The sequence below is a fragment of the Prevotella disiens genome, assembly GCF_900454955.1.
GTDB lineage: Bacteria > Bacteroidota > Bacteroidia > Bacteroidales > Bacteroidaceae > Prevotella > Prevotella disiens.
Genome location: NZ_UGTL01000001.1, coordinates 908,675 through 923,448 on the forward strand (window position 1 = coordinate 908,675; position 14,774 = coordinate 923,448).

Here is a 14,774-nt window from a genome sequence, read left to right on the forward strand (position 1 = left end):
TGTTCCTTTCTTAGTTTTATCGCACAAAATGAGAGAAAAAGTGCAATAATGCACAAATATTTTTGAAATGTGCAATATATTTCTTACCTTTGCAGTGTTTTTTAAGCAACATATAATGGAACATATCCCTAGTTTTAACGAATTAATAGAGAAAAGTATCATTGAACATTGGGATCTTGATGCTTTAACAGATTATAAAGGAAAAACGCTTCAATATCATGATGTAGCTCGTAAAATCGAGAAAATACATATTATGTATGAGGCAAGTGGTATAAAAAAAGGAGATAAGATTGCTATCTGTGGACGCAATTCTTCTATGTGGGCTGTTTCTTTTTTCGCAACCTTAACTTATGGGGCAGTTGCCGTACCTATTTTGCATGAATTTACACCTGAGCAAATCCATAATATCGTAAACCATTCAGAAGCAAAACTACTTTTTGTGGGTGATATTATTGCAACGGAAATTGATGCAACCAAAATGCCAGACCTTGAAGGCATAATCTATCTACCTGATTTATCGCTTTCATTGAGCAGAACCGAAAAACTTACCTACGCTCGTGAGCATCTTAACGAAATGTTTGGACGTAAATACCCTAAATTTTTCCGTCAAGAACATGTTAAATATTACCGTGAACAAAGTCCTGATGAGTTAGCACTGATTAATTACACAAGTGGTACAACAGGGCGTTCAAAAGGTGTCATGATTCCTTATCGTGCCATGTGGAGCAATGCCGACTTTGCTAGCAATGCTTTAGGGAAAAATCTTAAATCTGGAGATAACATTATTAGCATTCTGCCAATGGCTCACATGTACGGAATGGCTTTTGAACTCATTTTTGAATTCATCACTGGCGCACATATTTTCTATCTTACACGTATGCCTTCACCAGCTATTATTGCACAAGCACTTGCTGATGTTAAGCCTACGCTGATGATTGCGGTTCCACTTATTATAGAGAAAATTATCCGTAAACGTGTGTTCCCAAAGATTCAAACAAGTCGCATGAAGTTGCTGCTTAATACACCTGTTATCAATAAAAAGGTAAAAGAGAAGATTTGTGAACAGGTGGTTGCTGCTTTTGGCGGTAATATTTATCAAGTTGTCATCGGTGGTGCAGCTTTGAATCGTGAAATAGAAACGTTCTTAAAAGAAATAAACTTCCCATTTACAGTAGGCTATGGTGCAACCGAATGCGCTCCAATTATTGGTTATAGCGATTGGAAAGAGTTTGTTCCCACATCATGCGGTAAGCCAGCTTTACACCAAGAAGTGAGAATTGATAGTATAGACCCTGAAAATGTTCCAGGCGAAATCATTACAAGAGGTCCTAATGTTTTATTAGGTTATTATAAAAACGAGGAAGCAACCCGTGAAGTGATTGATGCTGATGGTTGGTTCCACACAGGCGACCTTGGAACAATGGACGCAGAGCAGAATATTTTTATCAAAGGACGTTCTAAAAATATGCTCTTAGGTAGTAACGGACAGAACATTTACCCAGAAGAAATAGAAGATAAACTCAATTCTATGCCGCTTGTTAGCGAATGTTTGGTTGTTCAAAGAGAAGAAAAACTCATTGGTTTGGTCTTCCCTGATTTAGAAGAAGCAAAAGAACTTGGACTAAATGATGCTGATTTAAGAAATTTGATGGACGAAAGTAAGAAGCAATTGAACGAAATTATGCCTGCTTACTACAAATTGGCTGATATAGAAATTATGGAAGAAGAGTTTGTTAAAACCCCAAAGCGTTCAATCAAACGTTACTTATACAAGTAAAATAGAAGTGATAAAATAAAAAGAGTCCTTTCGTTTCAAGCGAAAGGACTCTTTCTATTTTCTTTCCCTCTGACTTCGTAATAGCTTCCATTGCTTCTTTTAACCCGAGCATGCTATCTTGCAGTGCTTCTTGCGTTTGAAACATTGAACGTCTTACACGCTGCTCATAAATACTACTTGCATCTGTTTCCGTAGGGTCTACTTTACGATACAAAACATCGTCATTTAATTTGCGATTTTCAAAGTTTTCAACTATCTTTGTAGCAGAATTAAGGGCTTGATTGTCTATTTCCTGTTGAGCATAATGTGATACTGAGGAGAGCCAATTAAGCCATTTTTCTTTGTCTACCCATTGTAGGCTGCCATTTTCTACAATAGGATAAATGACATCATCATTTAATTTGCGATTTTCAAAATCTTTAATTATCTTTGCAGCAGAATTAAGTCTTGAACTGCTGAGGGCTTCCGCGCGGAGTGCGGAGTGGTGCAGATAGTTCAAGGCTTTTTCTTTGTCTACCCATTGTAGGCTGCCATTTTCTACAATAGGATAAATAACATCATCATTTAATTTGCGATTTTCAAAATCTTTCACTATCTTTGCAATGGAGTCCAAATCCAAATAATCCACGTCAGCGAGAATCGTTCGCTGTTGGTTTATGAGGTTTTGGACTTTTTCTTTATTTACACGAAGAAGCTTACCTTGACTTATCCAATTCAGCCATTCTGCATTATCCTTTGGAAATACATTCCTGATACTATTAATATGTAATTCTCTGCCATTTATTGTAGGATGGAGAGACAGCCCAACAATAAAGTTCTTATCGCCCTGCTGAAGTTCAATAACAATATTTTGAGCTTTGCGTTCATCACCATATTTGAAGATAGCCATTGGATGTTGTAAGGATTTCACAAGATTTTTTACCTCTGATAAATCAAAATCATGACCAAAAGACGTAGCCTTTTCCTTTAATCGCGTAGCGTTAAGCTGGATAGGAAGATTAGGAATACCAGTACTTAAAAGAATACTGCTCGGCATACCCAAATCATAAACATAACCTTTTGGCAATGTTCCATCAATCTGTTGTTGCAAAGCATCATTAAACCGCTCATTCACTTCATCAAGTCCAACAGAAGCCTCTGCAACCTCGCCCGACGTTACCTCTGTCTGCTCTGCATAATTACCAACCTTTAATCGGTACTGCATAGCAACATCTTCCGCCACATCAAAGACACCACGCTTACCGCCTTTCTTCAAGTTCTCATAACTGCGCCACAGAATATAACGCAAATCATTATCAGTAAGTTCTGCACGATGTAAGCCTACTGCGCTTAGCATTTCACCAAAGAATTGTTTGATACGCTGCCAAACGCTCGGTTTGACATGTTCAAAGTTGGTATCTTCTGCCATGCTCGCAAGATACTCCTCCGTTGCCGTTGCATAATCCCAACCACGCTTAGAAGATTTACGCATGATTTCAAGCCTTGTAGCTTCATCTACCTGCATAAAGATAGATTCTATCATATTGTCAAACTCTTCACCAAACAACTCCCTTAACCCATGATGCGCTACTGCTTCGTGTAAAATAGTCTTTTCAATATCTGCAATATTAGCATGGTTAGGCACAACAACGGTTATCTTACCTGTACGCTTTGATGTTGGCTTCAATACGAGCATCAACGGATGTAGGCGCATAGTCTACACCACGCTCTGCATGGTTATTGGTTGTGTTTAATCTCGATAAGCGTCCAGAGGGTCGTCCAGTGCTGCTGCGTACTTCTGCATTTCTGCTCTGTACTCCGCTATTTCCTTGTCGCTCAGTCCTGCGTTCTGTAGGATTTGCGTCCAGTTGTCCCGGTTCAGCTGTCCTGCGCCCAGAAGATTCTCGTGGCGAAACTCCATCATCGCTTCTTCTATTCTCTCTTCGAGTTCTTTGGTTATCTTCATCGTCTTTGTCTTTATTAGTTAAACTTGGGGCTTCATCAAACAAATTGCCCTCCATGTGCGAAGATACAACTTTTTTCTTATTCCCCTTGCTGTTTGGAGTTTTTTCTGTATCTTTGCCATCAGACAAAGCAGCGTTTTCGAGAGTAGCTGTGTCATTCTCGTTGCCTATTTGGGTCTTATCAGTGTCTGTAGTATTGTTAAGAACGCTGTTTTTCTTTTCAAACATTGTAAGCAACCAATTTTTCTTTTTGCTATCCCATGTAAGGCGTACGGCAGATTGATACTTTTCGCTTTCCAACTGCACACGATTGTCTGTGCGTTTGGTAACAATCATATCTTCTAATATTTCTTGCAAGTTATCAAGTACTTCTGGGTGGTATTTAGCGAGTTTGGCAAGTCCAAAACCATCGCTTTTTGCTGTTCCCTCTTTTCCCCAAACCAAATCAATATTTCCAATATCTTTGTGGTGTAAAGCAGCGATAGCTTCTCCGTCTTGTTTTGATAATAAGAACTTAATAGCTTCGTTTGCTTTTCCTTTGAATTGGTCGTATATAGCTCCAAAATCTCCGTATCCTATTGGTTGTGGTTCTTGTTTTACCTTTTCAACTTTCAAAGTACCATCTGCATTAATAGGATTACCTTGCTTATCTACTCCTCCTTGTGCGCCCTGATGTACAAATCCATTCTCAACTTCGCCTTGAGTGCCAACTTCAATTGTTCTTCCTTGCTCTTGGCTTTCGTTATCTCCTCGGCTGTTATCAACTTCTTCGCCTTGCAAAACTGAATTGCTTTGAGTAATTCCTACCTCTTCATCAGTAGGAATTGCATCGGTTTCTTGATTTTTAACGCTGCTTCCTTGTTCGTTATTAGAACTTTGCGTATCTTTGCCAGCAGAAGAAACGTTATTCCCTTGCGTAGGAAGGAGGTCCGGCACATCGCTTTGATGTTCAGTTAAGCGCATTTCAGAACTGTTGGGGAGTAACGTTTCTTTTGTGTATGCACGTTCAAACTCCATTAATTTGTTTTTCATTTTGTTAGGATTAACAAAATGACTACTAACAGATATTTCCAATCCCTCTTTTGCAACAGTGCGCCAAACGACATTTCCCTCAATCAAGAGTCGTAATATTCTGTTGCGGCTCTTTTCTTGATTAGATACTACAACTTCTTTACCGTCAATGCTTACGGTTACTGATGTAAAATAATAATAGCGTGAGCCGTCTGCCTTTTTGAAAGATTTTATAAAAATATAACCCCAGTTCGGGATAACAATAGTTCGTTAAAATTTGAGTGTCTTATCCTGAAATTTCTATACACATTTTCGGTGCATAAAATGAGTAAGAAATATGGTAAAAAATCGGAAACATTACAGTGATGAAGCTCGTTTAGGTTTGGTTCGTTTGTATTACGAATCAGGTTTGAGTAAGTCTAAGTTTGTTAAATTGCACAACATTTGCAATGTAACTCTCTTAAGTAGTTGGATAAAGCGTTACGCTTGTGAGAAAAAAGGCTTACCTTTGCCCTCTGAATCATTCGATATAGACATGGCAAATATAAGTAAAGAGGGTTATCGTAAAGAGTTGTCGGAATTGAAAAAGCAGTATGCAGAGTTAGAAAAAGCCTTGGAAATTTCTCGTTTAGAGACCAAAGCTCGTGATATGCTCATTGATAAGGCAGAAGAATACTTTAACATTTCAATCAGAAAAAAATGTGGGGTCAAGTAGCCACTTCACTGGTCAAGCAAGACCACCTCAGTGTTACGCTTGCTTGTAAGCTATTTGACCATCATCGTCAGTCTTTTTACCAGTTAAAGTCTGATATTGAAAAGGATATTGCCAACGAGCGTCGTGTACTTGAAAGTGTCTGCGAAATTAGGGCGGAAGACCCTGGTATCGGTGCTTATAAGTTTTGGCTCATGATGAGAAACATCTATGGTTATGAGGCAGTTATGGGTCGTGATCGTTTCTATGTCCTGCTTCGCAGACACAAGTTGATGCTTCCTCCCCCTAAGGTACGGCATACGACCAACTCCAATCATCGTTATCATAAATGGAAGAACCTTATAAAAGGCATTTCCCTAAACTCTGCCAACGAACTATGGGTAGCCGATATAACTTATATTTGGACGGCTCAAGGCGTTTGTTATCTACATCTTATAACTGATGCCTACTCCCATAAGATAATAGGTTGGGTATTAACCGATACCTTAAAAGCAGCCATGTCAATAGAAGCCCTCCAACAAGCCATCGACCAAGCAGTTCAAAGCACAGGTAATAGCTGCCTAAAGGGACTTATCCACCACTCCGACCGTGGCGTACAATACTGCTGCGATGCCTATGTTGAAGTCTTAAAATCGTATGGCATATCCATCTCTATGACAGAAGATTACAAGCCCACCGATAACGCCATAGCCGAACGAGTAAATGGTATTATCAAAGAAGAATACGTTTATCGTACCCACCAATTTGCAAACCAAGCACAAGCAAAAGAAGTTATCGGACGATACATACAATTCTATAATAACAAACGCCCCCACATGAGCATCGGCTACAAAACCCCTGCCATGGCGCATCAAGAGAAAGGACCACAACAAAAAAAGTGGAAAAAGAAAAAATATGATAAAAAACAAGAGACGAAAGAAAACAAAATTGTAACTTTACAGCGACAAACAACAAGTCAGGGGCAAAGCACATGCCAGCAACCCTGATAAGAAAGAAAAAAATTGCATGCCCCATTGAGGGGCATACAATTTTGACAAACAACAAGTAGGGGGTCAGCAAGTCCAGCTCTCATACTTTAAGTGCAACTTTAGGACTCTGTCTACTAATTTAGTATAGCAAAAAAGAAAGTGTATAGAAAGTTAGTTTATATAGCCTAAAAGTGTATAGAAAATTTAGGTAAACCTCAAATCCGCAACTTAACTTTTCAACGTCCTTCTTGCGTGTACACATCCTCTCATTACTGAATTTGCAGATAATTAGAACTGAAATCCCCCACTTCAGCCTACAACATCCCCTTACCCCACAATGCGACTTGAGGCAATACGCAGTATCATACCCATAAATTGTAGGCGTTATCCAAAATCTGTCTGGAACACATCCGCGTAAGCATTGTTACAAGTATAGATATTCAGCACATACTGCCTTGATGTCCTGATCCACTTTGCTGGTACAGAGACAAACCTGAAGACAAGCGCTTTTATGCGGCTTGTTGTATTGAGTCCGAACCTCTTTACATCAAGTCTTTGGATAATGGCCTTGTAGAAGTTACGGATAAGTGCTGTAAGAAGAAGGAACACGGTGTTCTCTGCCATGAAGGATTTGGGCAATCGGTCCCATCCGAAACCATTGTTCATATCATCGAAGATACGTTCCTTTCCCCCTCGAAGGTTATAGAACTCGACAATCTCTCTTACGGAAGATACATAGTCGTTAGTCAGGATACAACGGTATGTGTATTCTCCTTCCCAGAGATCCAATACACCATCCAACCGTTTCTGTCTTTGAATCACAAGTCGGTATGCTTTACCCTTCCACTTTTCAATAAGGATAGAGTTCAATTCGAACTCAATGCCATTGATTTCCTCAGTTTTCCAACCTCTGAGAGCAAAGATTTCATTGTAGAGCGAACTGCAGCGGTTTGCGCGGATATAGAAGGATTTGCAGTGTTCCTCTACTTCTTCTACGATTTCCTCGGAACATGATCCACAGTCAGCTCTGAAACGATTGATAGTAAGGCCGTTCTGTTCAAATCTCTCAAAGAACCTCTTCAGCGTGTCCTTCTGATGAAAACGAACATTTGTGTTGCCATCGCTATTCTCAATGCCAACGATTAAGTCGCCAATAACCGCCACGCCAGGGCGATAACCAGGGAACTTCTTGTATGTAGGCTTTGCATCATACTTCTCTGTCTCTATGAACTGATGGTCGAAATCAACATCATACATCTCGTCCTCTTTCAGTTGGCCAGATGCAAACATACAATTGAGCAGTAAAGTATTGAGAGTGTCAGCCGTGTTGAAATCGTAGTTCTTACCCGTATCTGACGTGTATGAGATGTTTTCTTGCGTCAGCTCCTTTATCGCTCTGAGGATAGTATCAGAGCTACAAGTTCGAAGTGTCGGATGAAGCGAGAGATGGCTCATCAAATGAGTAGTGACATCCTCAACACATGAGCCACCACAGAAGTAGATACTCATGAGTGAACGGATGATTTCGCTGTACTGATAACCGAATGATCTACACCTTAGACCGAGGGTCGAGTCGATTACAGATGACAATGTGGAGTCAAATTGCTCCATGATTGAAAATATTCCTCCAAAAGGAGTGAGTTTATCGGATTTAATATGTATTTTTGCCATGCCATATCAGAGTTTTGCTTGCTTGTTTTGCAACACTAAGATAAGTGAATTCTTTGACATGGCAAAATCCTGGGCAACTTTTTGTTGCTCAGGTACTTAAAAAGTTTAAGTTATAATAGTGTTGCGGAATTAAGGGTAAAGTCATATCAAATACAAGTGAATTTTAAAACCTATTGTTTTGGCATTCAAAATAGGCTATTTTGGAGCTCAAAACAATAGGTTTTGAAAATAAAAGCATATCAACCATTATTTCAGAGGAATTTTTCTATTGGTTTAAAAGAACTTAAAGAAGCAAATGTGGTTTACACTTGTGATAAATCCAAGCACGCCTATAAGTTCAATAAGGCTGAGAAATTAAACCAACGATTTCGTTAAACCAGACGAAGCATGCAAAAGATATTGCAAGCGAGAACAAAGAAAGTTTACTTTCAATTTGTCGAGTGCAGCTATATCTTATCCAATGAGCAAAGCGAAATTTGTACATGCTCGTGGCGAGAAATAGAACCTTTCGAGCAATGAAACTTTGTAGGGGCGTGATTTATCACGTTCCTCTCCGCAAATTTAAGTGTATTAGGAACGTGATAAATCACGCCCCTACAAAGTATCATAACTTGCCAGAAAGCAGCTATTTTGCACTCTAAAAAAGAACCTATTTGTGATAAGTTGAGCAAAAAATGACAAATCGACCTTTCTCGTAGGGTTAAATGAAACGCAAACAAGTTTTGAGACAAACAAGGAAATTGTTTGCGGAAATAAGGAAAAATAAAAAAGTAAGTCAAAAACTTTCAAAATTATTTGGTGCTTTCAAAAAAAAGCAATACCTTTGCACTCGCTTTCGAAAAGGAAGTTTGAAAAGATCCGCTAGCTCAGCTGGTAGAGCACAACACTTTTAATGTTGGGGTCATGGGTTCGAGCCCCATGCGGATCACTTTTAAAGGGGTACTTTTGTATCCCTTTTTTGTTGATTACCAATTGTTTATAACTGAAAATCAATAGGTTACAATAAAAAGTGGGGCTAATGTGGGTCAGTCGTAAAACCCAGTTGCACCCCTCTCTCCCCTCATGCACATAATTTCATAAGTATTTGTTATCTTTGCATCATGAAGACCGAGCAATTGTTGCGTGGTATCTTTCCAGAGATACTCGCAGATTATTTTGATGTGATAGATATCCAAGAGAGTATTTCCCAGATAGACTTCTGGTTGGATGAGCGTAACTTTATGGAAGAAGCAGACCGCAAGTCCGGCACAGTAAGCAGTTACGGCTTTACCGCGAACGGGTTGTCCAAGACTTTCCCCTTCGTGGCAAGCTCGTTTACCTTCATGTCCGCCGTCGAAAATGGTGTGACAGTTCCACGGGTGAGATATTCAGTTATTCTTACGATGACCTGACAGCTGAGGGCAGCAAACTATCCCCTGAGTTCGTTTCTTTTTTAAAAGAATAGAATTGAGTCTACTGCGGAGAGCATTACAGGTATCGGCTCTCATTATGGCGTAGACGGTAAGCAGCTTTCCACCCAATATAAGGAGCATTTCAGCGATTATCGCCAGTGGGAGCAGTTGTCGCATGCGGGAGACTGGCTGCTGTTTGATGAGAACCTGGGAGAGAGCCTGAGTATCGATGAGTCTTGTCTGAGCAGCGGTAAGGTCTATACATTTCTGACCAACAAGCCTGGTAAAGGTGGCAGGGGTACGCTGGTAGCTGTGGTTAGGGGAACAAAAGCCGAAGATGTGATCCGTGTTTTGGAAAAGATTAACCTTTCCAAAAGAAAGACAGTCAAGGAAATAACGCTCGACTTGTCTTCCTCTATGATGATAATTGCGCACACTGTGTTCCCCAAAGCACTCATCACCAGTGACAGGTTTCATGTGCAGAAACTTTACTATGATGCTTTGGACGACATGCGTATAGCCTACCGATGGAGGGCAAGGGACAGAGAAAATGAGGAGATGAAGGAAGCCAAAAACAAGAACGAAACCTACAAGCCATTCAGATATAGCAACGGTGAGACACGCAAGCAACTGCTTGCCAGGGCGAAGTTTATACTGACTAAACACAAGTCCAAGTGGACAGAATCGCAAAGGCTAAGGGCTGAAATAATCTTTGAAAACTACCCCGAACTCAAAAAAGCCTATGACCTGGCCATGGAACTTACCGATATTTATAATGCCAGAAACATCAAGGACGCTGCAAGGCTGAAACTGGCAAGATGGTTTAATAAGGTAGAGAAGTTGGGGGGGGGACAACTTATATACGGTGATTGACACCTTTAAGAACCATTATGATACCATACTCAATTTCTTTGTCAACAGAGCCACAAATGCCAATGCTGAATCCTTCAACGCAAAAGTCAAATCCTTCAGGGCACAGTTCAGGGGAGTAACGGATATTCCTTTCTTCCTTTACAGGCTTATGAAATTATGTGCATGAGGGGAGAGGGGGTGCAACTGGGTTTTACGACTGACCCTGATTATCGAAGGAGAAAACACAACTGGGATATCCTTCCCAATCCCTACACTCAACAACGGATTGCACATCTATCTGCCAATTCGTTAAATAAATATACGTTTAATATTCACAAGAGGAACAAAATCCGACAAAATATGAACTTTTTGATACTAAAGCTTGCTGATATTAATAAAAATAAATATCTTTGCTGAACTTACGAAATTACAAGTAGGTGGAACCACTGCCTACAGTGTAAGGAAACTATTTAGGGTCTGCTGAATTATTATCTTTTCACAGACAGAGGGTAGCAGACGTAGATCCTCATAGTGACGATAATGATGAAAAACCACCAGATTTCGGTCAGGGCAAGACAAAGTTCCCTGAGGAACTTCATCACGTTTTTAACGAAGTAGCACATTCCTGTCCAGCATCGTGCTGTATCTGGAAGCTTGGCTCTTATGTCATTGGCTCGATAGATTCTCTTGCCAGTACCGAATGAGCATTCGATTTCATTGCGCTCCCCGATGGCTTTGGCCATTCTGGATTTCATCTCATCTGAAGGAGGATCCTTCGGTGGTCGCCCTAACGGTTTGCAGTATGAATGGATTTCAAAATCCTCAAGTATATCTCGGTTTGACCTGTTTAGGTAAATCTTATCCGCAAGGATGGTGGCCGGAAGATAGCCGAAGCGTTCTTTGAAAAGTTGAATCTGTAGCAAGAGATCCTGGCTCTCGTTGTAGGCATCCCAGCTGTGGTGGTCGATGAACGTATAGCCCTCGACTATGCTTGCACCTATCTTGGCCCCGAACTCAGTCCTTGCCTTAGCCTTTCCACGGACAATGGCACGGACGTGTGGCTGAAAGATGCTCAGTATGCGGTCTGCACAAGTATGAGTCTTTGACCTGTACATCTCCTCCTGCTGATGGTACATCGTGAGGATTGCAGTCAAGGTGCGTTTCTCATATAGGAATAGGCTCTCGTAGTACGTCTTGTTCTTTGCAAGCAAGTCCATTAAGATGCGGATGTCCTTGCGCAAGTAGTTGAGCATCACCCCGATAGTATCACGCACCATCTTGCCTTTCTTCTTGGCTTTCTTGACAAGCTGAAGGTATGCCTGACGTGCATGCTTGTAGTTCGTGCGTGGCTTGTGCAGCTCAAACATCTCGCACACCTTTATAATATAGTCGGTAACCTTGCGGCAACCATCATGTATTATATCAACGTCAACAGGATAACGCATCTCTGCATCGGCACAGGTAGCATCAATCTTCAGCACTCCCTTGTGCTCGCGACCTTTTGAGTCGGTGAAGGAAGCGGCATTCGGATTCTCTGGTTTCGGAGCCGGCGGGTCCTCATCATTCCTCTTCGCCTCTTCTTCTTCACGCTTGCGTTTCTCTTCAAGAAGACGCCTCTGCTTGTCGAGAAGCTTGACTGTCATCTTGTTGAGTTCTTCCTCTGAGATTCGCTTGCGTATCGTGACGAATAGGCTCGGGTCGAATATAGGCTTGTCGGTGAACTCATGCAATCCACAAAAGTACTGCATGTAGGGACTCTCTCTGATAATCTCGATGGTCTCGGCATCACTCAGGTTTAGTTTGTGCTTGATAATCATTGCGCCGAGAATCATGCGTGCCGGCTTGTTCCCTGCACCTTTCTTCTGATTGTCCAACCTTGAGTTGTATTCCTTCTCAAGTTCTGTCCATGGAAGAAGGTTTCCGAGAGCCACCCATCGGTTTGTCTTGTCCAACTCATCAAGGGATGAGCGGAGCAAACCGAGGTCAAGTTGCTTGTATTTTGGAGCGTAAAACTTCATCTTGCTATGGATTTAACTATATAAAGATACTGTTTTTTGTTAAACAAACAAAGAAATAAAGTTATATAAACTTAAATATCAGAGAGTTATAAATTATTCAGTAAACACTAAATAAATTTGGCTTTGGATAGGAAAAGGTTGTGAAGTACTACCGACAAAGTACGGTTGGTACGTCTGCCAACATTGAAGGCAACCACCTGATTTATTTCTCTATCTAAGGCATAAGCCAACCATCGTAAGCAACTTTTCTTACCGATAAATATCCGCATTTCATCTACTTCGTGGTTCTGCCTACAGCGATAGGTGGTTGTTTGATTTTGCTTACTATCTGTAAAATCCTTTTGAACAAGGTGGTAACTGAAATCCCCAATACTCTTACCGTACTACGAATGCCTAATCCCTCTTTGGTCAGTTGGATGATTTTAGAATCGGTGTCAGGAAGATAGGCTTTGTAGGTGTAGTCGGTAATAAAGCGCTTGTGGCAATATTTGCATTGGTAGCGTTGTTTGCCATTGCAATTCTTCCCACTTTTGACGATTGACTCAGATTGACAATAGGGACATAAAAACTTAACTCCCAATCTGGACAAAACTATCTTGTTGCTTCATTTGCTTATGCTATAATTGCGAAAATAATGCGAAGGCAAAGCGCTAATTCCTGCCGTCGCATTTTTAACTTATCAGATAATCCTGATAATCAAGACCCTATTTTCACAACTCCCAACCTGGATCATTACCAGAATGCAAACTATCTATGCTTGTAACAAGAAATAGTTTTTTCTTTTTCTTTGTTGAAATAGAATATATATCTAACAAATAATCTTGCCAATTCTTGTCTATAGTGTCTATCCTTAGTTGCAAAAAGGTTCCTTTAACATAAAGACATTTGAATAGATATGCTTTGTTTGATGCGGTATTATAATAGGGTAAGGATTTTATCTCTTGAAGCAAGAGATGTTTTTTATCAGAGATATTGCTATCGATCAGCCCAATTTGTTTGAATAGCTTTATATCCGTAGAGTCCGGAAAAATAAAGATTGTATCGCTTTCTTTTTTATTGTCCGTTACCTCTTTCCATATATTTTTTTGATTAATATTATTTTTCCCAATTTTTATCGGAATAAAATAAGTTCTGTATCTGCTATCAACAGCTGTGTTATAAGAATGTTTATGATGTCTTCTTATCTTTTTATGTGATAAATCGCTCTTATTGTAAACAGCTATGTAATATCCTGCAAAGATATTTGAGGTATCTCTGCTTTGAGCATTTATCTTCTGGCATGGAAATGTATAGAAAACTATTACCAATAATATAATTGTCTTTATCATCTAATACCTTATTTCCGCAGCGTTTTTGCTTGCAAGAAATGCAAGTGCTTGATACATAAAAGTATTCAAACGCTTGCGTATGTCAGAAAATTCACTTATCTTAGTGCTACTAAACATGTAAAACAATAAATCAACTGACATGACAAAGGTAGCAATAAAATCTGACAAAATAACCTCTTTTGGTGGAATTTTTCACGTAATGGATGTTTTTTCCAAACTTGGACTCAATCAAATTATTGTTTCCTCACTTGGTCAGCGTGGCAGTACAGGTACGGCATTCCAATATAGTGATATTATTTCATCGCTGTTTTATAGCTATTTATGTGGTGCTGATTGCTTGGAAGATATTAACACGCTCATTGCTCAGTTTTCATTATCTCCCAAATGTACACTTCCTGGGGCAGACACTGTTGGTCGTGGTTTAAAAGAACTTAAGGAAGCAAATGTGGTTTACACTTGTGATAAATCCAAGCACGCCTATAAGTTCAATAAGGCTGAGAAATTAAACCAACTTCTTCTGACGATGGTTAAGCATCTTGGCTTAATACACGAAGGAAGCAGCGTTGATTTAGACTTTGACCACCAGTTTCTTCCTGCACACAAATACGATGCAACATATTCCTATAAAGGCGATTACGATTACTTTTCAGGTTGGGCACACCTGCCTTTCTCCTTTCTTGAGCAGAACACCGTCTTTATGCTCGTTACAGTAATGTTGAAGAAGTTCATATTACACACTTCATCAACGTACCTGCCAAGTGGATTAAGACAAGAAGGAGATACGTCTTAAACCTATACACACTATAATTTTGCACTTGCTAGTTGATTCTGCGGCTCAAAAAATACATTCTCATTCTAACGACCGATTTGGGTTAAAAACTTGCACGTTCAAAACTTATTTATTATCTTTGCTTTCATAATAAAAATAAGACTTCCTCAAATCCGCAACTTAACTTTTCAACGTCCTTCTTGCGTGTACACATCCTCTCATTACTGAATTTGCAGATAATTAGAACTGAAATCCCCCACTTCAGCCTACAACATCCCCTTACCCCACAATGCGACTTGAGGCAATACGCAGTATCATACCCATAAATTGTAGG

The 14,774-nt window shown here is 40.0% G+C and carries 10 protein-coding genes, 1 tRNA gene and 4 pseudogenes; 8 read left to right on the forward strand and 7 right to left on the reverse strand.

The genetic code is table 11. The features are described 5' to 3' along the window. Positions 1-115 precede the first annotated feature (115 nt). Complete coding sequence (locus DYI03_RS03990) at positions 116-1,777, forward strand: AMP-binding protein (protein ID WP_025064594.1); 1,662 nt, start codon at positions 116-118, stop codon at positions 1,775-1,777. On the opposite strand, the gene DYI03_RS03995 is transcribed toward DYI03_RS03990, so the two are convergent. Further along, entirely contained in the window at positions 1,755-3,470 is a 1,716-nt protein-coding gene (locus DYI03_RS03995; protein WP_148299731.1) for a MuF-C-terminal domain-containing protein, read from the reverse strand. The two genes, DYI03_RS03990 and DYI03_RS03995, sit on opposite strands and share 23 nt — an antisense overlap. Further along, on the reverse strand, positions 3,415-4,752 hold the full coding sequence (locus DYI03_RS04000) for a putative barnase/colicin E5 family endoribonuclease (RefSeq protein WP_025064596.1): 1,338 nt from the start codon (positions 4,750-4,752) through the stop codon (positions 3,415-3,417). Before DYI03_RS04000 ends, DYI03_RS03995 begins: the two co-directional genes overlap by 56 nt. Positions 4,753-5,068: 316 nt before the next feature. Between DYI03_RS04000 and DYI03_RS04005 the strand changes: the two genes are divergently transcribed. Beyond that, positions 5,069-5,446 carry a transposase gene (locus DYI03_RS04005; protein WP_004357394.1) on the forward strand — a complete coding sequence of 126 codons (378 nt, stop codon included), beginning with the start codon at positions 5,069-5,071 and terminating at the stop codon, positions 5,444-5,446. Further along, complete coding sequence (locus tag DYI03_RS04010) at positions 5,431-6,429, forward strand: IS3 family transposase (RefSeq protein ID WP_115367897.1); 999 nt, start codon at positions 5,431-5,433, stop codon at positions 6,427-6,429. The genes DYI03_RS04005 and DYI03_RS04010 overlap by 16 nt, the downstream gene beginning before the upstream one ends. 366 nt (positions 6,430-6,795) lie before the next feature. On the opposite strand, the gene DYI03_RS04020 is transcribed toward DYI03_RS04010, so the two are convergent. After that, positions 6,796-8,082 (reverse strand): IS1380 family transposase, encoded by a 1,287-nt coding sequence (locus tag DYI03_RS04020; RefSeq protein WP_115367856.1) that lies wholly within the window; start codon positions 8,080-8,082, stop codon positions 6,796-6,798. Between the two features lie 855 nt (positions 8,083-8,937). On the opposite strand from DYI03_RS04020, the gene DYI03_RS04030 reads away from it, so the two are divergent. From DYI03_RS04030 to DYI03_RS04045, 3 genes and pseudogenes are all read left to right on the forward strand, one after another. After that, positions 8,938-9,010, forward strand: a tRNA-Lys gene (locus tag DYI03_RS04030). A gap of 396 nt (positions 9,011-9,406) precedes the next feature. Next, positions 9,407-9,526: pseudogene (locus DYI03_RS14020) on the forward strand (ISAon1 family transposase N-terminal region protein); the annotation flags it as partial. Position 9,527: 1 nt separating this feature from the next. Continuing rightward, positions 9,528-10,512: pseudogene (locus tag DYI03_RS04045) on the forward strand (ISAon1 family transposase). A 301-nt stretch (positions 10,513-10,813) separates the two neighbouring features. On the opposite strand, the gene DYI03_RS04055 reads toward DYI03_RS04045, so the two are convergent. From DYI03_RS04055 to DYI03_RS04070, 4 genes are all read right to left on the reverse strand, one after another. After that, the gene (locus DYI03_RS04055) at positions 10,814-12,343 is read right to left on the reverse strand and encodes an IS5 family transposase (protein ID WP_115367898.1); all 1,530 of its coding nucleotides are present in this window, start codon (positions 12,341-12,343) and stop codon (positions 10,814-10,816) included. 107 nt (positions 12,344-12,450) lie between these two features. Beyond that, positions 12,451-12,612 (reverse strand): IS1 family transposase, encoded by a 162-nt coding sequence (locus DYI03_RS04060; RefSeq protein ID WP_021669118.1) that lies wholly within the window; start codon positions 12,610-12,612, stop codon positions 12,451-12,453. A 5-nt stretch (positions 12,613-12,617) separates the two neighbouring features. Next, the gene (locus DYI03_RS04065) at positions 12,618-12,932 is read right to left on the reverse strand and encodes an insertion element protein (protein WP_021669117.1); all 315 of its coding nucleotides are present in this window, start codon (positions 12,930-12,932) and stop codon (positions 12,618-12,620) included. 121 nt (positions 12,933-13,053) lie between these two features. Beyond that, the gene (locus DYI03_RS04070) at positions 13,054-13,671 is read right to left on the reverse strand and encodes a hypothetical protein (RefSeq protein WP_021669116.1); all 618 of its coding nucleotides are present in this window, start codon (positions 13,669-13,671) and stop codon (positions 13,054-13,056) included. Positions 13,672-13,810: 139 nt separating this feature from the next. Between DYI03_RS04070 and DYI03_RS14025 the strand changes: the two are divergent. Further along, positions 13,811-14,335 (forward strand): annotated as a pseudogene (locus DYI03_RS14025) (transposase family protein); the annotation flags it as partial. Continuing rightward, positions 14,321-14,478: pseudogene (locus DYI03_RS13995) on the forward strand (IS1380 family transposase); the annotation flags it as partial. The pseudogenes DYI03_RS14025 and DYI03_RS13995, both read left to right, overlap by 15 nt. Positions 14,479-14,774: the final 296 nt, after the last annotated feature.

Bases quoted from the DNA above. Each gene is read 5' to 3' on its own strand.
- DYI03_RS03990 (WP_025064594.1), top strand. From the start codon at position 116: ATGGAACATATCCCTAGTTTTAACGAATTAATAGAGAAAAGTATCATT.
- DYI03_RS03995 (WP_148299731.1), bottom strand. From the start codon at position 3,470: ATGCGCCTACATCCGTTGATGCTCGTATTGAAGCCAACATCAAAGCGT.
- DYI03_RS04000 (WP_025064596.1), bottom strand. From the start codon at position 4,752: ATGAAAAACAAATTAATGGAGTTTGAACGTGCATACACAAAAGAAACG.
- DYI03_RS04005 (WP_004357394.1), top strand. From the start codon at position 5,069: ATGGTAAAAAATCGGAAACATTACAGTGATGAAGCTCGTTTAGGTTTG.
- DYI03_RS04010 (WP_115367897.1), top strand. From the start codon at position 5,431: ATGTGGGGTCAAGTAGCCACTTCACTGGTCAAGCAAGACCACCTCAGT.
- DYI03_RS04020 (WP_115367856.1), bottom strand. From the start codon at position 8,082: ATGGCAAAAATACATATTAAATCCGATAAACTCACTCCTTTTGGAGGA.
- DYI03_RS04055 (WP_115367898.1), bottom strand. From the start codon at position 12,343: ATGAAGTTTTACGCTCCAAAATACAAGCAACTTGACCTCGGTTTGCTC.
- DYI03_RS04060 (WP_021669118.1), bottom strand. From the start codon at position 12,612: ATGCGGATATTTATCGGTAAGAAAAGTTGCTTACGATGGTTGGCTTAT.
- DYI03_RS04070 (WP_021669116.1), bottom strand. From the start codon at position 13,671: ATGATAAAGACAATTATATTATTGGTAATAGTTTTCTATACATTTCCA.